The following is a 24,560-nucleotide window of genomic DNA, read 5'->3' as shown; positions in this document are numbered from 1 at the left end:
TTAGACATCACTTAGTAAAATTATTTTTATGGAAAAAAGAAAGATCAAAAATACCGATTTAACGATTGCTCCAATCAATTTCGGGGGAAATGTTTTTGGATGGACGCTGGATGAGAAACAATCTTTTGATATACTGGACCGCTTTGCAGAAGCTGGTTTTAATTTTGTGGATACTGCAGATACGTATTCATGGTGGGTAAATGGTAAAGGTGGACAGTCTGAAGAAATCATCGGAAAATGGATAAAAAGCCGTGCGAATCGTGATCATATTGTTTTGGCTACGAAAGTGGGTTCTGAAACCAAAGAGCATGGTTATGATATCAGCAGAAAACATATCTTACAATCGGTAGATGAGTCCCTGCAAAGACTTCAGACGGATCATATTGATATTTATTATACTCATTTTGACGACAATATCACTCCGGTGGAAGAGACACTTTCTGCTTATGATGAAATCATTAAAGCTGGAAAAGTACGTTATATCGCCGCTTCCAACTTATCACCAGAACGTTTAAAAGCATCATTTGAAGCTGCTGAAAAGAATAATCTTCCTAAATATGTTGCTTTACAGCCTCATTACAACTTAATGGAAAGAGAAGGCTTTGAAACAAAATATGCTCCTCTGGCAGAACAGTTTGATTTAAGTGTTTTTCCATACTGGTCTTTGGCAGCAGGTTTCTTAACAGGTAAATACCGTGATGAAGCAGATCTTGCAAAAAGTGCGAGAGGGGAAGGAGTAAGAAAATATTTAAATCCAAAAGGACTTGAAGTATTGAAAGCGCTGGATAAGGTAAGTGCAAAGCATAATACCACTCAGGGAACGGTTTCTCTGGCATGGCTGCTATCCAATCCTTTGATCACAGCTCCTATTGTAAGTGCAACCAGTGCATCACAGCTTGAAACGGTATTCAATGCTCCTAAACTTGTTTTGGATCAGGAAGATATTGAGCTGCTGAATAACGCGAGCAACTAGTTTTCGACTTCATTATAGATTAAAATTAAATCCGTTCATTGCTGAACGGATTTTTTTATGATTCAACGATGATAACCACCCCGTCAAAAATTCTTTGAATTTTCGCCCCCCCCCAGAGGAAGGGAATTCAGGTTTTCGGTTATCATATCCGGTTTTTACTATTAATCAGAATATTCTTTCAATAGCTGTCTGTAGCTCATGAGTATTGAAGATTTTGAAATAAAGCCTATAAAATCATTATTATCACTGATTACGGGCAGGTTCCATACTCCGGTATCATCAAAAGTCTGAAGAATTTCCAATGGCTTATTTTCACGATGAAGTATTGCCGGTGGGGCCTTCATCAGCTGAACTACCATCTGGGAAGTATCAATCTCTTTGTTAAAAAGATAAGGTCTGATATCATCCAATGTAAGGACTCCTTTTAATTTGCGGTTTTCATCTACAACGGCAAAAATATTTTTATCACCATTTTTTACCATTTCAAATAATTCTGTCACAGAAGCATTTTCATTGATCGTCTGCGAATATTTATCAATAAAATCTTCTGTTCTTAAAGCAAAAAGAAGGTTTTTATCGTGCTTATTGGTGAATATCTTTCCTTCATCTGCTAAAGATTCCAGTTCCGGAGAAATTGGAGAGAACCATTTTGCAATAAGATAAGAGATCACAGAAACAATCATCAGAGGGATAAACAGATCATATCCAAAGCTAGATTCTGCAATCAGAAATATGGCGGTAAGCGGAGCGTACAAAACACCGCTCATCGCTCCGGCCATTCCCACCAAAACAAGATTGGTCACCGGAACATCTGTAAAGCCTAAATGCTGACAAATAAGGGCGAACAGATAGCCCAGAGTTCCACCTGCAAAAAGGGAAGGTGCAAAGTTACCTCCGTTTCCACCGCTAAATATGGTGAAAGAAGTTGCAAATGCTTTTAAAAGCAATACAAGCACTAAAAATATAATAATCGTCCAGTCTCCGATCTCAAAATATCTGAAAAAACTGTTTTCAATAATAGAGTAGGTATTTCCGTTGGTAAAGGCTTTTACGGTTTCATATCCTTCTCCGAATAAAGGAGGAAAAAGAACACATAAAAGCGAAAGTACCGCACCTCCGAACATCGCTTTACGCATTCTCGAAAGCTGAAGCCCTTTAATAAAATGCTCCACTTTTTGAGAAATGATCACAAAGTAACGGGCATACAAACCTGTAAATATTCCTAAAATAAGATAATACGGAACATTTTTATAGTTGAAAGGATCTCTTGTATAAAATCTGAAAAGAACATCTTCCTGAAGTAAAATCCTTGATAAAAGACTTCCGCAAACTGCAGCAACCACCAAAGGAATAAAATCTGTAAAAACCACTCCGGTCAAAAGAATTTCAAACGCAAACATAATCCCTGCAATGGGAGCGTTGAAGGCGGACGCAATTCCCGCTGTAGCACCAGCAGCCAGCAATAATGTACGTTCTTTATAGCTCAATCTGTAGGTCTGTGCATAGTTTGAACCAATAGCCGCTCCTGTCACCGCAATCGGACTTTCTAGTCCGGCAGAACCTCCCAAGCCTACAGTCACCGCACTCTGTATCACCTGCGAATACATTTTAACAGAAGCTACAATACTGGAATTCTGTGCAATCTCATAGAGAATGGCTCCAATACCTTTACGGTCCTGTCCTTTAAACAAGGTCAGAACAATCATCGTGGTCAGAACAATTCCTAAAAAAGGAAAAACAATATAGAATAGTATCTGATATTCAAAATGAACTTTATTGGTAATGAAATAATGAATATTGTGTACCAGGGTTTTCAGAATAACTCCGGCAAGACCTGCAGTACAGCCTACCAAAATCCCTGAAAGAACGAGAAATTGATTTCTGCTCAATCTGTTATTCAGCCAATGCAGGATGAGCTCATAACTGCGTGCTTTTTCTAATCCGTATTTCTGGAAATCTCTTTTAAATTTAAGGAAGCTTAGGTATTTTTTTTTGTTGTGAATTTTCACCTTCGAAACATTTTACACTATCATCAGATTGATACAGCACCGTAAATTTATGAAATATATAATAAAAAATCATAAAAAGGGCTTTCCAAAATGTGGGTATTCTTTCTTAAACTTAAAAAAGGTAATATTTATTTAAAGTTGTAAATCAATGTTTTATAACGTGATTCCAGTGTTTTTTGCTATATTATGATTAACTTTTATTTTGAGTTCAAAATTTCTTCGAATTTTAATAATAGTTTTATCGCATGAAAATTCTAATCGTTGAAGACGAAGCAGAGCTTGCCAAAAGTATTTCCGAATATCTGTCCGGAGAGCATTATCTCTGTGAATCTGCCAGTACGTTTGGTGAGGCTATGAACAAAATAGAAACGTTTGTATATGATTGCATTTTATTGGACATTATGCTTCCGGATGGGAATGGTCTGAAGATTCTGGAAGAATTAAAAAAACAGCAGAAACAGGACGGTGTCATTATTATTTCTGCCAAAAATGCGCTTGATGATAAAATTGAAGGGCTGAAACTGGGTGCTGATGATTATCTTACCAAACCTTTTCATCTTTCGGAGCTGATGGCGAGGGTATATTCTATTATCAGGAGAAAACAGTTCAGCAGCTCTAATGTGGTAACGCAAAATGAACTTCAGATTGATTTGCTGGCAAAAACAGTATCGGTAAATGATGAAGTCATTTCACTGACTAAGAAAGAATTTGATCTCTTAATTTATTTTATCGGCAACAAAAATAAAGTAATTTCCAAAAGTACATTAGCTGAACATCTTTCCGGAGATTTTGCAGATATGCTTGATAATCATGATTTTGTTTATGCACACGTAAAAAACCTTAAGAAAAAGCTGTATGATGCCGGATGCGGGCATTATCTAAAAACGGTGTATGGAACGGGGTATAAGTGGGAAGTTTAAATAATTATGAATTATAAATTATGAGTGAAAAGAAAAATGTACTGAAAGAGAAAAGTTTTAGTTTTGCTATTAGGATTATTAATCTTTACAGATATAAATATTAAAAATAATCCGAAGCATTATCATTACATCAAAAAATAAATCAAAAAAAAAAGAACTCATAACTCATCATTTATAATTCATCATTACTGTGAAGCCTCTACTTACCAAAACCACGAAACCCTTTCTTATCTACGTACTTATTGTACTGATGATAAGTATTCCTGTGTATTATTTTGTAGTGGATACGATCTGGAAAAGTGAGCTGGATGAGCATAATCAGATTATTGTTGAGAAAACAGCTTATGAGTTCAATCAACTAAAGCTGTCTGATGAAGCGTTGGAAAAAAGTCTTGAACTATGGAACCATATTCAGCCTGAAACGAATATTGAGAAAATCTCTTCCAGCCAGATTAAAAGAGATACGATATATACGTATGAAAAGCACCTTCCTTTTATATCAGAGCAGAAAAAAGAGCGCTATAGATGTCTTAAAAAGGTAATTTATCTTCATCACAAACCTTATCTTTTTACGATACAGACCAATATTGAAGAATCTCATGAGACAATCGCTGTGATTGCTATGATCACCATATTTTTCTTTATAGTCATTGTAGTTGGGCTTTTATATTTGAACAGAAAACTTTCTTCATCTATCTGGAAACCGTTCAGGGATACATTGGATCAGCTGAAAACTTTTAAACTTAACAGTCAGAATACACTGAAATTTCCGATTTCTGATACTACTGAATTTGAAGAACTTAATCAATCTCTTTACAGGCTGATAGAACGTAATATTTCTACTTATAAAACTCAGAAAGAATTTACAGAAAATGCTTCCCATGAGCTGCAAACTCCGCTCGCCATTATCAAGAATAAGCTGGATCTTTTGCTTCAGGATCAGGATCTTACTGAAAAACAGTATCGGATTGCAGAAGATATAAATAGAGCACTTACGAGAAGTTCCCGCATCAATAAAAATCTTTTGCTTCTTGCTAAAATTGATAATAACCAGTTTGACAGCTCAGAAACTATTTCCTTTGATCATATGCTTCATCAAAGTATTGAGATTCTCGGGGAACATATTGAACAAAAAAATATTTCTGTTCAGAAAGAGATCTCCCATAATGTAGTGGTTAGAGGAAACAGCATTCTCACTGAAATACTGATCAATAATCTCATCCTCAACGCGATTCGTCATACTTCTCCAGGAGGCACCATCAATATCCACCTGAACAGTTCTTCCTTTGAAATTTCTAATTCCGGGATGGAAAAACTGAAAACAGATTTACTATTCAAAAGATTTTCAAAACTTTCAATAGATACCAGCGGAAGCGGGCTGGGGCTTTCCATTATACAGGAAATAAGTAAGTTTCATCATTGGAATATCAGTTACAGATTTGAGAATAATCAACATATTTTCACTGTTAATTTATAGTTAAAAAATATCCTGCTTCAGACAATTCTAAATTTCTTCTAAATCGGATTGCACCTTTGTATAGAAAACATACTGAGGTATATATATTATTTAGAAATGATTTTAAAAATTGCCCTTTTATTCGCAGGAAAAGACCTTTGTCTGCCAAATCATCACTATTTGTGGAAACAAAACGGTGTTTATTCCAATTCCTGTTGGGAAAATTCTGCTGCCCGAATCACTGATTTTTTTCCTCCAGTTGCAGATACTTTTAATTCTACAGTATCCTTTATCCAATATAAAAGTAAATCAGAATGAGAACAGCAAATAAAGTTGCAGCCGTAACCCTTCTTTTCTGGCTGATGAAAATTGTAGCAACTACATTAGGAGAAACGCTTGGTGATTTTATATCCATGACACTTAATCTGGGATATGTCATAGGAATTTTGGTTACCCTGCTATTTTTTATCATCATTCTAACAATACAGCTTCAGGTGAAAAAATATATTCCCTCGGTGTACTGGATGGTGATTATAGGAACAACTACATTAGGAACCGAAATTTCAGATTGTATCGACAGAACTTTAAAAACCGGATATTTTGCAGGCAGCCTAATCCTTCTTTCAGGACTTTTGATTTCCTTGTTCTTATGGTACAAAAGGTACGGCAACCTTGAAGTATATCCGATTTTTGAAAGAAATAAAGAATTCTATTATTGGACCGCTATACTATTTTCCAATAGTCTGGGAACTGCATTTGGGGATTTTCTGAGCGATAATTTAGGACTTGGATATCTGACAGGAGCCTTGGTAACCGGACTGATTATATTAGTTGTGGTGGTGATGCATTACTTTACGAAAATCAATCACGTTGTCCTGTTTTGGATTGCATTTGTATTTACAAGACCATTTGGTGCAACCTTCGGGGATCTTTTAACCAAGCCTTTAGCCAAAGGGGGACTTGACCTTGGAACCCTCAATGCATCTCTGATATCCCTCACATTGATGATTCTGTTGATTATTATTTCTCAAAGAAAGCACAACAGGGAGTTACCTTTTCAGCACGAATAATTCACCTATACCAAAGAAGATTATTAAGAAAATAAAGATGAGTAAAATGAATAGAACAAAATTGTTATTTTTTCCAACCTGCATGGTAATTTCCTCCATAGTTTCTGCACAGACAACCTCTGTAACGTTATCAGGAAAAGTCGCCAATAAAGATAAGACCGCATTAGCTTATGCCCACATCATTTTAAAAAAAGAAAAAGACAGCGCATTTACAGTGGGAACGATTACTAATGAAGAAGGACGATTTTCTCTTACAGGCATAAAGCCGGATCATTATCTTCTAGAAACCTCCATTGCGGGATATCATTCACAAGTACAGCCTGTTTTCATCGGAAGCCTTTCTGAGTTTCTTGAAATCCCTGCTATTGAACTCGTTCAGAAACAGGATAGTGAGACTACGATAGAAGCTATCACCATTAGTGCTTCCAAAAAGAATGAAATTGACAGCCGGCTAGACAAAAAAACATATTCTGTAGCAGACAACATCAGCCAAAGTGGAGGATCCGTATTACAAAGCATGCAAAATCTTCCTGGAATAACTGTACAGGATGGTAAAGTACAGCTAAGGGGAAATGATAAGGTAACGGTATTGATTGATGGGAAACAGACCGCTCTTACAGGTTTTGGAAGCCAGACCGGATTGGATAATATTCCTGCTTCTGCAATTGATAGAATTGAAATTATCAACAATCCTTCATCGAAATACGATGCCAATGGGAATGCAGGGATCATCAATATTATCATGAAAAAGAATAAACAGAACGGATGGAATGGGAAAGCAGGATTTACCACGGGCTTAGGTTCGCTTTGGGTAAGAAAAGAAAATCTTCCCACGATAAGACCGCAGTATACGCTGACACCAAAGATTAATCCTTCATTATCTATCAATTATAGAAAAAACAAAGTCAATATATTTTTACAAGCCGATAATCTATATACTGAAACACTTAACAAGAATGAATTTGTAACGCGTACTTATGATAATGGAACTGTTATTAATTCTCAGCTGAAAAGAAACAGAAATACCAATTTCTTTACCACCAAAGCCGGAATAGACTGGACCATTGATTCACAAAATACAATAACTTTTTCAGGAATGTATGGAAGTGAAAAGATCATTGATAGAGGAGATCAGCCTTTTTTTAATGGAGATTTCTCCCAGCGTCTCCGCCTGTGGCAGTTTTTGGAAGACGAACTGAAAACAACCGTGATGGGAACCGCTTCCTATCAGCATAAGTTCAAAGATGCCGGGCATGTCCTGAATGTAGGTTTCAATTATACATTCCACAGAGAGGATGAAAAATATTTTTATGATAACTATCTTCCCGCTTCTACAGGGGCAGATGCTTTTAAATTATTATCTGACGAACAGGTTTATGATTTCAATGTAGATTATGTAAAACCGTTGAAATACGGGAGAATAGAAACAGGGATTAAGCTGAGAAGCAGAAGCATCCCTACCAATATGAATTTTATTCCCGGGGTCAATTCCGTTTTGGATGTTTATGCCGGAGGGAAAGCCGATTATAAAGAATTTATTCCTGCGGTGTATGGAAACTACATTTTCGAAAATGAGAAATGGGAAGCAGAACTGGGACTCAGGCTGGAATACGTAAGAATTCAATATGACGTCAATCCAAATCATCCTACTTATCAAAGTGATGGATATAATTATACGCAGCCTTTCCCGAATTTCAGGCTGGCTTACAAGCTGGATGACCGCAATAAATTCTCTGTCTTTTACAACAGAAGGGTAGACCGCCCCAATGAAGTAGATATCAGGATTTTCCCAAAGTATGATGATGCTGAAATCATTAAAGTAGGGAATCCGGCATTAAGGCCCCAGTTTACAAATTCTGTTGAACTTGGATATAAACACAATTGGGATAATGGGTATCTGTATTCTGCATTATACCATCGTTTTGCTAATGGAACAATCACCAGAATCTCAAGTATTGTACCGAACAGCAATCTTATTTATGCCTTATTCCAGAATGCAGGAAAAAGCTATAATACAGGAATCGAAACCATATGGAACCAAAAGATATCCGGTGTCTATTCCTTTAATGTGAATGGAAATATTTACCGCAATCAGATCAATGCATTTACCGTACAAAACCTGTATCCCGAGCCCAATACGTTCTCTGCAGATCAGCAGACTGCGATTTCAGGAAATATCAAGATGAATAATATTTTTCATTTTACAAAAGGATTAGATGCTCAGTTTACCCTTGTTTATCTGGCTCCGGATATTATTCCGCAGGGAAAGATACAATCCAGATTTTCGATGGATGTAGGAGTGAAAAAAGCCATTCAGAAAGGGAAAGGTGAATTGTTTTTGAATGCTTCGGATGTATTGAATACAATGGTCATAAAAAAATCTATCCAGGGAAATGGATTCGCTTATACCAGCAATGATTATTATGAAACTCAGGTCGTTCGACTGGGATACAGCTATAAATTTTAATACAGAATTGAAAAATTATAAATGTGATTTAGGATGAAAAAGCACTTTCAAAAAACACTTATTTATATGATGGTTTTGAGTTCATTGGCCAGCAAAGTCAATGCTCAGAACACCAATGACACGATAACAGTTCAGACACCTGTACAGGACAGTATGATGACTTCCGGAAGGCAAAAAAACACGCTGAATTATAAAAGTCTGATCATTCCTGGAGCATTCATTGCTTATGGAGTGGCAGGTTTAACGATGAATAATCTGAAGAAGCTTAATCAATCCACAAGATTTGAAATCAATGAACATCAGCCTACCCGTATGAACCTGGATAATTATACCCAATATGCTCCTGCTGTGATGGTATATGGGCTGAATGCTGTAGGAATAAAAGGGAAACATAACCTCAGAGACCGTACTATTATCTATGCTTCTTCACAACTGATTGCAGCAGCGTTTACCATGCCATTAAAATATCTTGTGAAGGAAGAAAGGCCTGACGGTTCCAATACGTTATCTTTTCCCTCAGGGCATGCTGCTACAGCGTTTTCCTCAGCGCAGTTTATGTTCCGGGAATATAAAGACACCAATTTCTGGCTGAGTCTTTCGGGATATCCTTTTGCCGTATTTACAGGAGTATACAGAATGCTGAATGACAAGCACTGGCTGGGAGATGTGGTTGCAGGAGCCGGTTTTGGAATTCTTTCTACAGAACTCGCATATTGGCTGTTTCCAAGAATAGACAATTTACTGAGAGGAAAAAATAAAAGTAAAAATACATTTTCATCCAACATGGTAATGCCATTTTACCAAAATAAAATCGTGGGGATAGGATGGGTGAAAACCTTTTAGTATTACCATAAAAGCTTCCTCCTGTTATTTTATTGATTAAAAAGCACGTTTCATGACTGGACCGTGCTTTTTAATCTTATATTTTATCAAACCACTTTCGCTTTACGGATTATTTTTGCCAGAAGATTGGGAAGAAATCTTTTCAGATAAACAGCCATCACTTCTTTACCGCCTATAGCTTTTTGTATTTTCTGCTTTTCAATGGCATATAGCATTTTTTTTGCGAAAACATCTGCAGGCATTCCATTCATTGTGGCATCATCCATTGTTCCCTGCACAGAACCATCTCCGGTAACGGCATGTACAGAAATATCCGTTTGAATAAACCCTGGGCAAATAATGGTGATTTTAATATTCTTATCAAATAATTCTGCCCGGAGCGCATCGAAAAAACCATGCAGTGCATGTTTTGCACCAGCGTATCCGCTTCGCATAGGAGCCCCGAATATCCCCATCAGACTCGATACAACTGCAATCTGTCCTCCTTTGTTTCTGATCATATACGGTACAACCGCTTTAGTAAGGGCTACAGTTCCGATATAATCAATATCTATCAGCTGTTTATCTACCTCAATATCTGTTTCCATAGCCAAAGAGCGTTGTGATAACCCTGCATTATTAATCAGGATATCAATCTTTCCGAACTGTTCTGCTGCTTTCGCTGCCATATCCGGCATTTCCTTATAATTCTTCAGGTCTAAAGCAATTACAGCATATCGGTCAGAGTTCAATCCCGCTTTTTTAGCCACTGAATGAAGCTGTTCATCTTTCCTGGAAGAAAGGATGATTTTTGCACTGCTGTTCTTTGCCAGATCTTTCACCAACGCTTCTCCAATACCTGATGAAGCTCCGGTGATCCAAATGACTTTATGGTCAAAATAATTACTCATATTTTTACTTAATTATCTTATGGAAGTCCGGCAATATACTTTCCGGCTTTCATTCCTGAAAAAATACAGCCTCCCAGAAAAGTTCCTTCTAATGCCCGGTAGCCATGCATTCCGCCACCGCCAAAACCAGCCACTTCTCCGGCCGCATACAATCCTTCAATGATACTGTCATCATCTCTTAATACCTGTCCTTTGAGATTGGTTTTTATTCCGCCCAGTGTTTTACGGGTTAAAATATTAAGGCGTACCGCAATTAAAGGTCCATTTTCAGGAGCGAGAATCTTATGAGGAGAGGCCACACGCCCCAGTTTATCTCCTAAATAATTCCGGGTATTCCGGATATAATTGACCTGAGTGTCTTTTGAAAATGTATTGTTCAATTCTCTGTCCCTGGCTTCAATTTGAGCTTTTATCTTTTCATAATCCAAAAGATTATTACCCGTTAATTCATTCATTCTTTTAACCAAACCTTCCAGATTATCCGATACGATAAAGTCTTTTCCATGCTCTTTAAAAGCTTCTACCGGTCCTGGTGCCTTTTTACCGAAAATCCTCTTTAGGAAAAGAACATAGTCTTTATTCGTAATATCCGGATTCTGTTCTGATCCGGAAAGGGCAAATTCCTTTTTGATAATTTTCTGGGTCAGGATAAACCACGAATAAGAAAAACCAGTATCCTGGATATATTTTAATGTACCCAACGTATCAAATCCGGGAAGAAAAGGAGCGGGCAGACGTTTACCTTTTGCATCAAACCACAAGGAAGAAGGTCCCGGCAATATCCGGATTCCGTGCTTGGGCCAGATGGGATTCCAGTTCTGTATACCTTCCGTATAATGCCACATTCTGTCAGGATTAATGATATGAGCCCCTGCATTTTCAGCAATACCAATCATTTTCCCATCTACATAGGCAGGCACTCCGCACACCATATTTTCCGGTGCTTTTCCCAATCTTTCGGGCCAGTTTTTCCTGACCAGATCATGGTTGGCACCAATACCTCCGGAAGCTATAATAATATTCGGTGCTGTGTACTCAAACTGCGAGATCACGTTTCTGTTGGTAGGAGCCCCTCTTTCCTGAGTGTCATTTTCAAGGATATCTCCTTTAAGACCTTTTATTTTTCCATTTTCCACCAATAATTCTGTCACTCTGTGCCTGAACTTCATTTGCAGCAATCCTTTTTCCTGAGCTTTGTACGCCTTTTCTACAAAAGGTTTTACGACACCTGTACCAGTTCCCCAGCTGACATGAAAGCGGGGCACAGAATTTCCATGACCTGTTGCAGAGCCGTCACCTCGTTCTGCCCAGCCTACCATAAACATCAGTTTGATTCCCAGTTTAGAAATGTATTCATATTTTTCACCTGCAGCAAATTTCAGGTAAGCTTCAGCCCATTGGCGGGGCCAGTAATCTTCGGGGCGGTCAAAGCCTGCAGTCCCTTTCCAGTCCTGCAAAGCCAGTTCGTAAGAATCTTTGATTCCCACTTTCCTTTGTTGCGGAGAATTAATCAGGAATAAGCCTCCAAAAGACCAGAAAGCCTGTCCACCTATGTTCTGCTCCGTTTCCTGATCCAAAAGCAGTACTTTTTTTCCTGCATTGGTAATTTCCATCGCAGCAGTAAGCCCTGCCAGTCCGGTTCCTATGATAATGGCATCAGGCTGGAATTTTTCTTCCATTTTTCAGGTATTTTTATTGAATGATACTTTGATATAAATGTATAAAATATTTGTTCTCCAATGAGATAAAAGAACTATCAATAGCATATCATTTGTAGGTCTTTTATTCTAAGATTTCAAATTCTACCTGAGCTCCTAAATCCTCCAGGTCTTTGCCATCATGCTGCAACCATTGGTAATATCCTGTTCGGAATAGAATTCTATTGCTTTTACTTCGCTCCAATGCTTCTGATCCAGACAGTTTGTGTTCTTTTTTCAGCAAAGCAATAATTTTCATTTTATTGGGTCCGATATCAGTAATGTATAAATTGGCCTTCTGCCAGTATGATGTTGTGGTTTCCTCTTCCGCAGTGTCCTCTTCCGTTTCTTCCATATTTTCTATGGTTTCACAAACTTCTCCCCAGAAAGGATTATTAATATCCTCATACTGACTGAAATATTCTGTCAGTGCCTCTTTATCAAATCTTGCAGCATACACATCATCTAACATTTTTTGAAAGGAAATTAAATTTTCAGCCACTTTTATAGGTTCCCAGAAACCCTGCCCATGATAGGCAAAATACACTGGAAAACCGATAGCATGTTCATTTAGATCAATAAAGAAGGGATCTGCAAAATAATTGGTTCCCAATACAACCCAATCAAGCTTAAAATCACCGGAAGCATTACTGCTATGCACTTTATTTTCAACGGAATTATAGTGATAGCCATCCTGAAAATAATAGATTTGATCTGCCACTGCGTAGTTTTCAGGGAATAGGAGAATTTCTGAGGCAACTGCCTTTTTGAGAAATTGTATAATAGCAGGATAGGAAGAAATCCGTTGAAACAGATTCTTATTTTCGATTGCTCTTTTCTCCAGATCTTCGGTTGATAGTGAAATCTGTTTTCTCTCAAATGGAAACCTTTGCTGCATCCAGTGCATTAAATCACGATCCAATACTTTCAGTAGTTCTTCCTGCAAAACACCGTAGGAGCTTATATAAACCTTGGTATCATTTTCTTTTTTGGAAATTAAAGCAACCTGTCCCCCCGAATCATCAGCAACAGGAATATAACCCGGAAGAAACTCTTCAAACTGATACGTATCATATCGTTCCTGAACATCTTCTTTGCTTCGAAATACGCGCACAATATCATACACGATCTCATTTTCAAATTTTTTTGTAAAAACTTTTATAAATTCAACCCAATGAGCCGGAAAATTCACTTTCATAAAACAATATTATTTTTTTCGGAAACCATGATCAACAAAGGATTTTCATCAATCTTACCACTAAAATACAAAAAACTCTTATCCCTGATCAATAAGAACCGTATTTTTATATTTGTTAAGGTTTTAAATAAACACTTTTAAAAACAAAAAATGAATACACCCCATACATATCAAGCATTCGCTGTTGCAAAGGACGGAACACGCCAGCGTATTGACGCAGAATCTATTATTATACAGCTCGAAGAAGAGGAAATTGAAATTCCACTATCACCACCACATCCAGTTTTTCAGGGGAAATTAACTCTGGTTACAGGATCAGCCATACAAGGCAGGGAAAATGAAAGGGAAGGAGGGACTCAATTTGTCATAGAACCGGGAGCTTCAAATGTAATTCATGTAACTCCAAAAAAATTCTGATTTCTACAAAATCTACCGTGGATCCTAATTTTCCTGTATCCAGTACAGATCGCTCAATAAAACATTTTTATCTTTGTGAAAAATAGAAGTATGAAGTATTTGTTTATCATTGCTTGTTTTGTCTGTTCTTTTTTCAGCCAGGCACAGCAAAAACAGGATCCATGGAAAGACAGCCAGCTGATGGACCCCGCGCTGCTGGCTTCCAGAATTTTAAAAAATAAAACAAAAGAGGTGGTCATCATTTCAGTAGGACCTGAAGCCATCATCAAAGGTTCTGTAGATATCGGGCCTACCCACGAGCCTGAAAATCTGGAAAAACTAAGAAATTATCTTAAAAATGTTTCTAAAGACAAAGAAATTGTCATCTATTGTGGATGCTGTCCTTTCGTGAAATGTCCTAATATACGCCCTGCTTTTGCATTGCTGATGGAAATGGGATTCAAAAATGCGAAACTATTAAATCTTCCGAAAAATATCAAAACAGATTGGCTAGACAAAGATTATCCTACAAATGATTAATATGAAGACCGGTTTTATCGTGTTATTTTTAACGATTTTCTCAGGAACTATTTTTTCTCAAACTAAAATAGAAATAGGAAAGAAGGCTCCTGAAATTACAATGACTAAGGCAGACGGAGTTTTATTTTCACTTTCAACGTTAAAGGGGAAGCTGGTTCTAATCGATTTCTGGGCTACATGGTGCGCTCCCTGTGTAGAAGAACAGCCCCAACTGAAAGCAATTTATGATACCTATTCAGAGCAGATAAAAAACAACACGTTTGAAATTCTGGGGGTTTCTTTAGATAAGAATAAAGAAAGCTGGCAGAAAGCCATCAATAGATTCGGTATCAACTGGATACAGGTAAGTGATTTAAAATTCTGGAAAAGTCCTGTTGCTAAACTTTACGAGATTGATGAACTTCCCTTTAATGTCATCATCGATGGACAGGGAACTATTGTTGCCAAAAACCTTCATAGTAAGGATCTGGATGAATTTTTAAAGAAAAGTTTAAGTCAGAATTAATAGATAAAATCTTATAGATATTTAAAAAGAGCAGTAAATAAATTACTGCTCTTTTTAGTTGAAAAGAAGTATTTGTGTATTAGAATCTTGTGTACAAAATAATTTGAAAACATCATTGTGAAAACAGACCAATGACCATGAGGGAATAAATCATTGTATCTGATAAAATAGTCTATTTAAGTTCTATGAGTAGCTGTAATTAAAAATGATCGTGTATTTTTCATGTATATGGTTATTATGATTGTAAATATAATAAATTATTTCAATTATATCACCAAAACATGAAATATTAAAAATTATTTATTATTAGCTCTATTTCATTAAAATGCAGTTCATACACAAAGAATATAATTTCGTATCTGTTTCAAAGTTGTTGATATACAAAATTAAAGGGGCTTTCTATTCATTCATTAATTTTGGTCTTATGAAAAAGAATTTCTTCCTTCGTTCGGCACTTTCGGTTATTTTGATGATGCACAGTGTGATTTCTATTTTTAGTGGAGATGTCAATAATTTTGGACGTATCTATCTGGACAGTATAGGATTCTATCCTGCAGGGGTTTATATAGCCTGGGCATTGAAACTGATACATCTTCTCTCAGTTCCATTGATTTGGATCGATAGATGCATCAAACCAGTGGCTATTTTTAATATACTCATTTTTGCTTTCGGAATCTATTATGTACACTGGCAGAACGGCTGGTTTGTAGTAGGGGGAGGAACTAATGGGATTGATTTCAATATCTTACTGATCTTCAGTTTTTTTAATCTTATGTATCCTGAAGTTGATTTAAAATTTCTGAATAAAAAGAACGTTTAGACTTCCTATAAAAACTTCAATTTTTACCATTAAAAAGGGAGTTTGTATATCATTATCTTCATTTCGTAGACTTATATTTCTATATTTGATTGAACAATCAGTACTTTGTGCTATTAAATCATCATAAGCTTGAAATCAGACCCTAGATCTAAGCTGCGCATTCATTTGCTTTTTTGGATATTGTATTATATTCTGGAAGTTTACCTTGACTTTTATTGGTCCAGGTATCAGTTTCCGGATTTCAAATGGCAAATAAGACTTCAGAATACCCTTATTCTGGAGCTGGGGTATTTTTTGGTTAAAATTCCATTAGCGTATGCTTTGCTGTATGTATATGAAAAAGTTCGTTTTAAAGAGTTTTTAAAATACCTCTGCTATATTTTTATTGTGATAATCGCTGTTTTAGGACACCGGTTTTTAGCCCATACTATCATTTATCCTTACATTTATAACGTCACAGAAACCTTGGATGGTAAGCAGCCATCGGGATTTATCAATGGTTATGTGGCATTCAATTCTTTTATGGATCTTATTTTTATGGTAGGACTTATTTTCGGGGTTGAGATTACAAGGCAGAAGAATCTTTTAAAAGAACAGATCTCACAATTAAAATCGGAAAAGCTGGATCAGGAATTGACGATGCTCAAAGCGCAGATCAATCCGCATTTTCTTTTCAATACTCTCAATAACATCTACGGAATGGCTCTCAAAAAGGCTGATGAAACTCCGGATGTTATCCTTCAACTTTCGAAGGTAATGCGGTATAATATCTATGAAGCGGCAGAGAAAACTATTTCCATAGCGAAGGATATTGAAAATATCAAAGATTTTATACAGATCCAGAAAATACGACACCGCCAGCTTACGGTGAACTTTAAAGAGGATATTGATCATCCTTCTCAGGAAATTTCACCGCTGATATTGATACAGTTTGTAGAAAATGCCTTCAAACATGGAGTTTCCGAAAGTTTAGGAGATACATTTATCACCATTGATATTCAGTTGAGAAACAAAATCCTTACGTATTTCATAGAAAATTCCAAAGAAGGAAGGCCTCACGAGCATTCTACGAAGATAGGTCTGAAAAATATCCGCAGACAGCTTGAACTCCTTTATCCTTTGCATACCCTTTTTGTAGAAGATCATAATGACTACTATACTGTAAAACTAACCATAGGTTTCCATGATACACTCAGCCTCTAAAAAATACAACTGCATTATTGTAGAAGATGAACCTATTGCCGCAGAAATTCTGGAGAGCTTTGTATCCCGGGATCCGGAACTGAATCTGGTAGGAAAATGTTCCGATGCCGTATATGCCAGCAGTCTTTTGAGCATTCATAATGTGGATCTGATGTTTCTGGATCTTCATCTTCCAGTGGTAAAAGGTTTTGATTTTCTGAGGAAGATAAAAAATCCTCCATTTGTTATCGTTACGACAGCTTATCATCAGTATGCGGTAGAAGGCTATGAGCTGGATATTGCTGATTATCTGATGAAACCTATCCCGTATGACCGTTTTCTGACAGCCATCGAAAGATTCAAGCATTTAATGGAAGCTGAAGATGCTTTACTGGAAATATCTGAACGTGATTATATTTTTATCAACAGTGGTAAAAAGCAGGTTAAAATCATTTTAGAGGATATTTTTTACATCGAAAGTTTAAGGGAATACATTCATATTCATACAAAGACAGAAACTTTTACTTTCAAAATGCCCATCAGCAAAATGGAGGAAACGTTGCCTCCTAAAATGTTTGCCCGCATTCATAAATCATATATCATATCCAAATCAAAAATTGAAGTAAAGTCGGCCAATGTTATCGAGATCAATGGGAAAAAACTGCCTGTAGGCAGGACTTATAAACCGCTGCTGGAGCTTTAAGATTGGAATGAAATTGTTTAAAACCACCCCGTCAAAAATTCTTTGAATTTTCGCCACCCCTCCAAAAGAGGGGAATTCTCAACCGTTCAATCCAAAGGTCTGCCATTATAAATAGAGTTAGTGTATTATTTCAATGTTGAATAATGATTTGGCTTAATGATTAGCAATAATCTTAAGCCAATTTCTTTTTTAAAATAGTTTAAGACCCACGATCCCAACAACAATCAGTAAGGCAGAAAGTAACCTTAAAATACTTGCAGAGTCCTGAAAAAACAGAATCCCTACCAATAGAGTTCCTACGGCACCAATTCCTGTCCAGACTGCATATGCTGTTCCGATAGGAATACTTTTCTGAGCATACCAGAGAAATCCGCCGCTAATGGTCATACACAATACTGAAAACATGATCCAGCTCCATTTATTATTTTCCGGCTGTTGAGAGAGTTTAAGCCCTAAAGGCCATCCGATTTCAAAAATTCCTGCAATAATTAATGCAATCCAGTTCATATTATTTATTTTAATGATGTTTTCTACTGTTGAAAGAATAGAGTTAAAAATGAGTTCTTTACAATAGAATACAACATCTTAATTACTGTTGCAAAATTACCGCTATCTGTTCATATCCAATAATATAAACTGAGTGACACCGCAAAAATCAAAGATAAAACGTATTTTAAAGAAGGTGAAACGTATCTTATTTTGATATAAAATCTATCTCAGAATAATACAAATATTGATACCTTTAAGCAATGAAAATACTTATATAGCCAATTCATTTTTATTATGCTGACAGACATTATTTCCCCCCAAATCAATGTTATTTTTTGTGGAATCAATCCCGGTTTAAAATCATCCAATGACGGACATCATTTTTCGGGCAGGAGCAACCGTTTTTGGAAGGTTCTTCATCTTTCAGGGTTTACACCTTACGAGATTGAAGCGGTGAATGATATTTCTCTTCTGGATTTCGGATATGGACTGACGACTGCTGTAGCCAGAGCGACTTCCCGTGCGGATGAGCTTTCTAAGGAGGAATTTGATGAATCTCTTGAAAGTTTTACATTAAAAATAACAAAATATCAACCGAAATATATCGCTTTTCTTGGTAAAGCTGCTTACAAAGCTTTTTCTAAAAAGAAAGAAATTCTGTGGGGAGAACAGCATGAGGATTTTTGTGGAGCAAAAGTGTGGGTTTTACCCAATACCAGCGGCCTGAACCGTGGATTTTCTCTTGAAAGTCTGGTTACCTATTATAAAGAGTTTTATGATTCTGTTCATGAGTCCTGATGGTTATCCTTTATTGGGCTTACTCACATATTTATTTCCTTTCACAAAAAAACGCCATGGCAAAAGCGCATGTTCCTGTGCATAGGCAACACCAATACGAGGTCCTGTAACAATTTCAGCCTTAGTATACGAAATACCATGATCCTCAATCCAGATCTCATTTTCCGTTAAATCTTTTTTGTTGAATGACCTGTCAATTCCTAATGCTTTGGCAGCAGATCCCGGGCCAGCAGAAATAGCAGCTTTAGAAGCAGGCATATTTCTCCTCAATTCCATGATTTCTTTGCCGATCAAAGGTTCAACAGCTCTTACCAGAACAGCGTGAGGATCGTCTTCCACAGAAGTCACTATATTGAAAAGATGATGAATTCCATAGCATAGATACACATAAGAAACTCCGCCACTGTTGTACAGGATTTCAGTTCGGTCTGTACGCCTGCCACCATAGGCATGGGAAGCTTTATCCTGAACACCAAAATAGGCTTCTGTTTCTATAATGATTCCGGCTGTTATCTCACCATTGATTTCAGTAAAGAGAACTTTTCCCAAAAGGTCCTGAGCTAAAAAAAGAACATCCTGATTGGAATAATAGGAGCGTGGTAGTTTCATGAATGGTTTTAGAAATGATTCACTCAAATTTAGTGATAATCTTGTAAAAAATAAAAGAGCTGAAGGATCAGGTAAAAAAGGTACCACAAAAAGTCACATTTCATAAAATAGTGATTAATTTGGCATATCCATTGTTGTTGTTAATGTAACATCACTTTACATCATTATAAAAAATATCAGTTTTTGACACTATTATTCCCCGGAACAATCCGGGGGATTTTTGTTTAATCCTGAAACAAGAAAGTCCCACATTATGTGAGACTTTCATTATTATTTTCCTCCCGGAGGACAGTGTTCTTTCAAATACTTGGTGAACATGGTCGCCAGGTGCAATGATGTTCCTTCTCCTTCATCAATAGAATGGGTACGGTTAGGATAAGACATCAGCTGAAACTGTTTGTTGTATTTTACCAGTTCATTGATATAAACCTCAGTATTCTGGTAATGTACATTGTCATCACCTGTTCCGTGAACGAGTAAAAGATTTCCTTTTAGATTTTTAGCATAAGCCAGTGGAGACCCGTTTACAAAATCTTCTCTGTTCTCCTGTGGAAGGCCCATATATCGTTCCTGATAGATGTTATCATAGAATAACTGATTGGCAACTGGGGCAATAGCAATTCCTGTCTGGTAAATATCAGGATATTGTCCCAGAAGGTTCAGGGTAGAAGAACCACCACCGCTCCAGCCCCATACGGCAACTCTTGAAGTATCGGCATACGGCCATTTTGCGAATAAAGCTTTAGCTCCCATTGCCTGATCTCGGATATTCAATTGTCCTATTTTTCGGTACACAGATTTTCTCCATTCACGGCCTCTTGGTGCAGGAGTTCCGCGGTTTTCAAGGGAAACATATAAGTAGCCGTCTTCAGCCATATCTCCGACATATAATTCGTTCCAGCCTGTATAAAAACTGTCTGTTACCGTTTGTGTTGCCGGTTCTCCATATACCATGAAAACAATCGGGTATTTTTTATTAGGATCGAAATTTTTAGGCTTTACTACCCATCCGTCCAGAGTAATTCCATCCTGAGTCGTAACCTGAAAAAACTCTGCCTTAGATCTTGCAGGATCTGCTTTTGCTGATCTTTTGGCGGCAACCAATTCTTTATGCTCAGGAAGCGAAACTACAGAGCCTATTGAAATGGTATTGATGCTGTTATTCGTAAACATCGCGATCTTCCCATTGGGCGATATTGTATACTGATTAGAACCTGTATAGGCTCCAGGCGTTACTTTTTGGGCATTTCCTCCTTTCATGCTTACTTTGTACAGATATTTCTGGGTAGCATTATTCGGTGAAGCCAAAAAGTAGATCTGCTTGTTCTGAACATCAAAAAACTCCGGCTTAATCACATCGAAAGCATCTTTTGTAATCAATGTTTCTTTACCGCTCATATCTATTTTATAAATATGTCTCCATCCGTCTTTTTCAGAAAGCCATAGGAACTCTTTTCCATTATCAATCCAATCCCAGCCGCTTGGATCATTGTCGTTCCAGCGGGATTTGATATCAATCCATGCCGCATCTGTTTCTGTATAAATAGTTTTACTGCTTCCAGAACCCGCATCTGCTACGATAATTTTACTTTGATTCTGTTTTCTGTTCAGTTGCTGCAGAATAACGGATTTAGAATCCAGTACCCATTCCATTCTTGGGATATAGTTTTGCATTTCATCTCCTGCAATATCAGCTTTCTTTGAAGATTTGGAAGCCAGATCATAAAACCAGATACTGCATCCGGAAGGATTTTCACCCACCTTTGGATATTCTACCGGAATGGTAAATGAATACAGACTATCGGTATTATTGATCATCAGGAAATTTTTCGTTCCTCGTGCATCCAGCTTCCAGTAAGCGATTTTGTTTCCATCGGGAGACCATCGGAAGCCATCCTGAGTTCCGAATTCTTCTTCATAAACCCAATCAAAAGTACCATTGATCATTCCATCTGTGCCGTCTGTAGTAATTTTGGTAAGCTGATTGTTGGAAAGATCTTCCACATAAATATTATGCTTAGATACATAAGCTACTTTTTTACCGTCTGGTGAGTACTTCGCAAACATCAGTGATGAAGCTGGTAAGCCTTTTCCAAGCTGGGTAAGCTTTTTAGTATTTTTATCGAAAATCCAGTAATCCCCACGAGTATTGTCTCTCCATACTTTCTTAGTATTGGCAAAAAGCAATAAACTTTTGTCATCGGGAGATACCTGAAAGCTTTGTACCTGCAGTGCTTCAGAACTTCCGGCAGGAACCAGCTCACTGCTGCTTAAGAGCGTCTGATCTTTTCCGGGATGCAGTACATCTACAATTTCAACCCCTTTTTTAGTAAATGAATAATACGCATTGCCATCAGGAGTCCACTGTGTTTTTTGTGCCGCAAATGGCGACAGACACAGGAAATACAATGCAATGATCGTTAGTTTTTTGATATTCTTCATAGATATTATTTGGATTAAGCTAAATGCTCAGCTCTGTAATTTTCAATTTCTTCAACTGTTTTGATCAATCCATTCCCCAGGAGTCTGTAACTGTCATATGTGATCAGGAAATCATCTTCAACACGGATTCCTCCGAAATTTCGGTATTCATTGACTTTATCATAATTAATAAAGTCTGCATTTTTATTTTCAGCCTGCCACATGTCAATCAGTTCCGGGATCATATAAATACCTGGCTCAACAGTTACTACAAATCCAGATTCCAAAGATTTTCCTAAACGTAAAGATTTAAGCCCGAATGTTTTGGTGTCTTTTGGTTCTTCTTCAGTGTAACCGATATATTGCTCACCAAGATCTTCCATATCGTGTACATCAAGTCCCATCATATGCCCCAGTCCACACTGGAAAAATAGGGTATGAGCATGATTCTTTACTGCATCTTCAGGATTTCCTTTCATCAGTCCAAGGTCAATAAGTCCTTCTACCAAATGCTGTGCAGCCTTCAAGTGAATATCTTTGAATCGTACTCCCGGCTTCAAAAGCTGTTGAGCATGATTAAAAGCATTCAGAACCACTTCATACATTTCCTTTTGCTTTGTCGTAAAAGTTTTGCTCACAGGAAAAGTTCTGGTAAGATCTCCTGCATATCCCATCGCTGTTTCCGCTCCGGAATCGTTCAGGAAAAGATCACCTTCTTTCATCGTATTAAGACGGTAATGATTATGAAGAATTCCCCCATTTATCGTTACGATTGGCGGATAAGACATCTGACATTCTTTATCGGCAGCAAGATGCTGGATGGCGTTGGCAATTTCATATTCTTTCATCCCCGGTTTTGCTGCAAGCATCGCCAGTAAATGCATTTCATTGGATACATCTACCGCCTGTTCTATCTGTACAATTTCCTGAGGTTCTTTGATGGAACGTTGCTTTACGATAGCTTTAATCATCTCTACGGAAGGCTGTAATTCAGCAATTTTAATTCCGAGAAGATCCGCCAGCAAAATTTTATTGGAAGACTGATAAGGAGGAAGATAATGTACCTTTCTACCAGAAGTTTGTGCTTTTACAATATATTGAGAAAGTTCTGCATAAGGACGCGTTTCCTGTACACCGGATTTCAGACTTTTCTCTTTCAGGGTTTCCTGTCTGCCCATCCATACGATATCATCTATACTTAATTCATCCCCGAAAATAATGGTCTTATTCTCATCAATATCAATAATGGCCACAATACGGGGTTCCTGAATCCCGAAATAATATAAATAGGTACTGTCCTGGCGGAAATAATAAGGATTGTGTTCAAAATTCACAGGGTTCTCTATATTTCCCAAAAACAATAAAATTCCGTTGGCTACATTACGTTGTAATACTGTTCTTCTATCTTGATAGGTTTGTGTTGAAAACATATTATGAATACTTTTTAATTTAAAGTTTTAAAGTTACGATTTTGTACTATTGACAGCTCTTTATTCATGAAAATAAAGATAATGTAAAGTTTGGATTTTAATATGATATTCAGTGTTCATATTTTGCTTAAATTCGGTCATATTTTAACCTTTTAACTGCATTAGCTCATAAAATATTGATTCTATGAAGAGTCTCCAGTTTTCAGTTCCTGCTGACACCAACAAAAGTATACGCATCCAGGAAGACATTATGCCCAATTTCTATCCTTACTTCCATCGCCATACGGAAACCCAGATCATGTGGATTATCAAAGGGCATGGGACACTAGCTATAGAACAAAACCTCTTTACTTTTGAAGAGGGGGATATCTTCTATCTAGGAGCCAATCAATCTCATGTTTTCAGAGGTGATTTTAATAAAGATGAAAAACAAAAGGTTCATTCAATCTCTATTTTCTTTGATCCTTATAAAAAGATTGCTGCATTTTTCGACTTACCGGAATTCGGAGAACTTAAAAATTTTATTGCCCATTCAGAAGTAGGCTTCCAGGTGGCTCCTAAATTAAAAATAAGCATCGGGGAAAACATTGCAGCATTACAAAAAACAGAAGGAGTAGACCAGATCATAGATTTTATCAGGATTTTGAGTCACCTTATGCATAACAGACATCTCCATATCCCTTTATCCGCAGAAAAGAAGCTGCCTGATCATATTTCAGACTATGATCAAAGAATTATAGATGCCCAGACTTTTATTAAGAAGAATTTTGCCCAAACTAAACTTACCCTCGACCTTATTGCCAAAGAAGCCTGTATGACTCCTCAGGCTTTTTGTCGCTCTTTTAAAAAACGTACCCGCATTACTTATATTGAATATCTTAATGAACTTCGTGTACAAAGAGCCTGCAAACTTTTGACATCCAGCAGCATGTACAGTATTTCTTCTGTTGCTTTCAATAGTGGGTTCAACAGCCTTACCAATTTTAACCGGGTTTTCAAGTCCATTATGAAATATTCACCTAAAGAATACCTTAAACACTATAAAGAGGCTACCATAGAGCAATAAAAACAACCTGTTAAAATATGGTTAATATCTATTAAAATATTAACATTTGTCATTTTGAAATTCTGCTAGTTTTGGATA

General features: G+C 37.0%; 22 protein-coding genes. 14 read left to right on the top strand and 8 right to left on the bottom strand.

Annotated elements, in window-relative coordinates; translation table 11 throughout:
- The first annotated feature begins 28 nt into the window (after nt 1–28).
- Complete coding sequence (locus C1634_RS18435; protein ID WP_103234868.1) at nt 29–973, top strand: aldo/keto reductase; 945 nt, start codon at nt 29–31, stop codon at nt 971–973.
- Between the two features lie 161 nt (nt 974–1,134).
- Here the strand turns inward: C1634_RS18435 and C1634_RS18430 are convergent, their stop codons facing one another.
- Nucleotides 1,135–2,982: a chloride channel protein gene (locus tag C1634_RS18430; protein WP_109738908.1), complete on the bottom strand. Its 1,848-nt coding sequence runs from the start codon at nt 2,980–2,982 to the stop codon at nt 1,135–1,137.
- A 245-nt stretch (nt 2,983–3,227) separates the two neighbouring features.
- Between C1634_RS18430 and C1634_RS18425 the strand changes: the two genes are divergently transcribed.
- The 5 genes from C1634_RS18425 to C1634_RS18400 all read left to right on the top strand — a co-directional run bounded on the left by C1634_RS18425 (nt 3,228) and on the right by C1634_RS18400 (nt 9,738).
- On the top strand, nt 3,228–3,902 hold the full coding sequence (locus tag C1634_RS18425) for a response regulator transcription factor (protein ID WP_109738907.1): 675 nt from the start codon (nt 3,228–3,230) through the stop codon (nt 3,900–3,902).
- Between the two features lie 190 nt (nt 3,903–4,092).
- Nucleotides 4,093–5,379, top strand: coding sequence for a sensor histidine kinase (locus C1634_RS18420; RefSeq protein WP_103234512.1), 1,287 nt, complete (start codon nt 4,093–4,095; stop codon nt 5,377–5,379).
- 293 nt (nt 5,380–5,672) lie between these two features.
- A complete protein-coding gene (locus tag C1634_RS18410) occupies nt 5,673–6,428 on the top strand; it encodes a COG4705 family protein (protein ID WP_103234514.1) in 756 nt (251 codons plus the stop codon).
- Between the two features lie 46 nt (nt 6,429–6,474).
- Nucleotides 6,475–8,895: a TonB-dependent receptor gene (locus C1634_RS18405; protein WP_103234518.1), complete on the top strand. Its 2,421-nt coding sequence runs from the start codon at nt 6,475–6,477 to the stop codon at nt 8,893–8,895.
- Nucleotides 8,896–8,928: 33 nt separating this feature from the next.
- Nucleotides 8,929–9,738, top strand: a complete 810-nt coding sequence (locus C1634_RS18400; protein ID WP_103234515.1) for a phosphatase PAP2 family protein — start codon at nt 8,929–8,931, stop codon at nt 9,736–9,738.
- 86 nt (nt 9,739–9,824) lie between these two features.
- Here the strand turns inward: C1634_RS18400 and C1634_RS18395 are convergent, their stop codons facing one another.
- The 3 genes from C1634_RS18395 to C1634_RS18385 all read right to left on the bottom strand — a co-directional run bounded on the left by C1634_RS18395 (nt 9,825) and on the right by C1634_RS18385 (nt 13,523).
- Nucleotides 9,825–10,628 carry an SDR family oxidoreductase gene (locus tag C1634_RS18395; protein ID WP_103234516.1) on the bottom strand — a complete coding sequence of 268 codons (804 nt, stop codon included), beginning with the start codon at nt 10,626–10,628 and terminating at the stop codon, nt 9,825–9,827.
- Nucleotides 10,629–10,645: 17 nt separating this feature from the next.
- Nucleotides 10,646–12,307: an FAD-binding dehydrogenase gene (locus tag C1634_RS18390; RefSeq protein WP_109738906.1), complete on the bottom strand. Its 1,662-nt coding sequence runs from the start codon at nt 12,305–12,307 to the stop codon at nt 10,646–10,648.
- Nucleotides 12,308–12,410: 103 nt separating this feature from the next.
- Complete coding sequence (locus tag C1634_RS18385; protein ID WP_109738905.1) at nt 12,411–13,523, bottom strand: hypothetical protein; 1,113 nt, start codon at nt 13,521–13,523, stop codon at nt 12,411–12,413.
- Between the two features lie 150 nt (nt 13,524–13,673).
- On the opposite strand from C1634_RS18385, the gene C1634_RS18380 reads away from it, so the two are divergent.
- From C1634_RS18380 to C1634_RS18355, 6 genes are all read left to right on the top strand, one after another.
- Nucleotides 13,674–13,940 (top strand): hypothetical protein, encoded by a 267-nt coding sequence (locus tag C1634_RS18380; RefSeq protein WP_109738904.1) that lies wholly within the window; start codon nt 13,674–13,676, stop codon nt 13,938–13,940.
- Nucleotides 13,941–14,030: 90 nt separating this feature from the next.
- On the top strand, nt 14,031–14,459 hold the full coding sequence (locus tag C1634_RS18375) for a rhodanese-like domain-containing protein (RefSeq protein ID WP_103235345.1): 429 nt from the start codon (nt 14,031–14,033) through the stop codon (nt 14,457–14,459).
- Between the two features lies 1 nt (nt 14,460).
- Nucleotides 14,461–14,964 carry a TlpA family protein disulfide reductase gene (locus C1634_RS18370; protein ID WP_228410107.1) on the top strand — a complete coding sequence of 168 codons (504 nt, stop codon included), beginning with the start codon at nt 14,461–14,463 and terminating at the stop codon, nt 14,962–14,964.
- Between the two features lie 424 nt (nt 14,965–15,388).
- On the top strand, nt 15,389–15,784 hold the full coding sequence (locus C1634_RS18365) for a DoxX family protein (protein WP_103235347.1): 396 nt from the start codon (nt 15,389–15,391) through the stop codon (nt 15,782–15,784).
- 129 nt (nt 15,785–15,913) lie between these two features.
- A complete protein-coding gene (locus C1634_RS18360; RefSeq protein WP_109738902.1) occupies nt 15,914–16,987 on the top strand; it encodes a sensor histidine kinase in 1,074 nt (357 codons plus the stop codon).
- Nucleotides 16,968–17,669 carry a LytR/AlgR family response regulator transcription factor gene (locus C1634_RS18355; protein WP_185145146.1) on the top strand — a complete coding sequence of 234 codons (702 nt, stop codon included), beginning with the start codon at nt 16,968–16,970 and terminating at the stop codon, nt 17,667–17,669. The genes C1634_RS18360 and C1634_RS18355 overlap by 20 nt, the downstream gene beginning before the upstream one ends.
- Nucleotides 17,670–17,858: 189 nt before the next feature.
- Here C1634_RS18355 and C1634_RS18350 read toward each other — a convergent pair whose 3' ends face one another.
- Entirely contained in the window at nt 17,859–18,176 is a 318-nt protein-coding gene (locus tag C1634_RS18350; RefSeq protein ID WP_103234005.1) for a DMT family transporter, read from the bottom strand.
- 276 nt (nt 18,177–18,452) lie between these two features.
- Here C1634_RS18350 and mug point away from each other — a divergent pair, with 276 nt between their 5' ends.
- A complete protein-coding gene (mug, locus tag C1634_RS18345; RefSeq protein WP_103234006.1) occupies nt 18,453–18,956 on the top strand; it encodes a G/U mismatch-specific DNA glycosylase in 504 nt (167 codons plus the stop codon).
- A gap of 3 nt (nt 18,957–18,959) precedes the next feature.
- On the opposite strand, the gene C1634_RS18340 is transcribed toward mug, so the two are convergent.
- The 3 genes from C1634_RS18340 to C1634_RS18330 all read right to left on the bottom strand — a co-directional run bounded on the left by C1634_RS18340 (nt 18,960) and on the right by C1634_RS18330 (nt 23,416).
- Nucleotides 18,960–19,565, bottom strand: coding sequence for a DNA-3-methyladenine glycosylase (locus C1634_RS18340; RefSeq protein ID WP_103234007.1), 606 nt, complete (start codon nt 19,563–19,565; stop codon nt 18,960–18,962).
- Nucleotides 19,566–19,835: 270 nt separating this feature from the next.
- Complete coding sequence (locus tag C1634_RS18335) at nt 19,836–22,007, bottom strand: S9 family peptidase (RefSeq protein WP_109738901.1); 2,172 nt, start codon at nt 22,005–22,007, stop codon at nt 19,836–19,838.
- Nucleotides 22,008–22,021: 14 nt separating this feature from the next.
- The gene (locus C1634_RS18330) at nt 22,022–23,416 is read right to left on the bottom strand and encodes an aminopeptidase P family protein (RefSeq protein WP_109738900.1); all 1,395 of its coding nucleotides are present in this window, start codon (nt 23,414–23,416) and stop codon (nt 22,022–22,024) included.
- Nucleotides 23,417–23,600: 184 nt separating this feature from the next.
- Between C1634_RS18330 and C1634_RS18325 the strand changes: the two genes are divergently transcribed.
- The gene (locus C1634_RS18325; protein ID WP_103234010.1) at nt 23,601–24,482 is read left to right on the top strand and encodes a helix-turn-helix domain-containing protein; all 882 of its coding nucleotides are present in this window, start codon (nt 23,601–23,603) and stop codon (nt 24,480–24,482) included.
- The last annotated feature ends 78 nt before the right edge of the window (nt 24,483–24,560 follow it).

Source organism: Chryseobacterium viscerum, from assembly GCF_002899945.2.
GTDB classification, from domain to species: domain Bacteria; phylum Bacteroidota; class Bacteroidia; order Flavobacteriales; family Weeksellaceae; genus Chryseobacterium; species Chryseobacterium viscerum.
The sequence above is the reverse complement of the archived record's forward strand: the minus strand, read 5'-3'. Positions and strand labels throughout refer to the sequence as shown.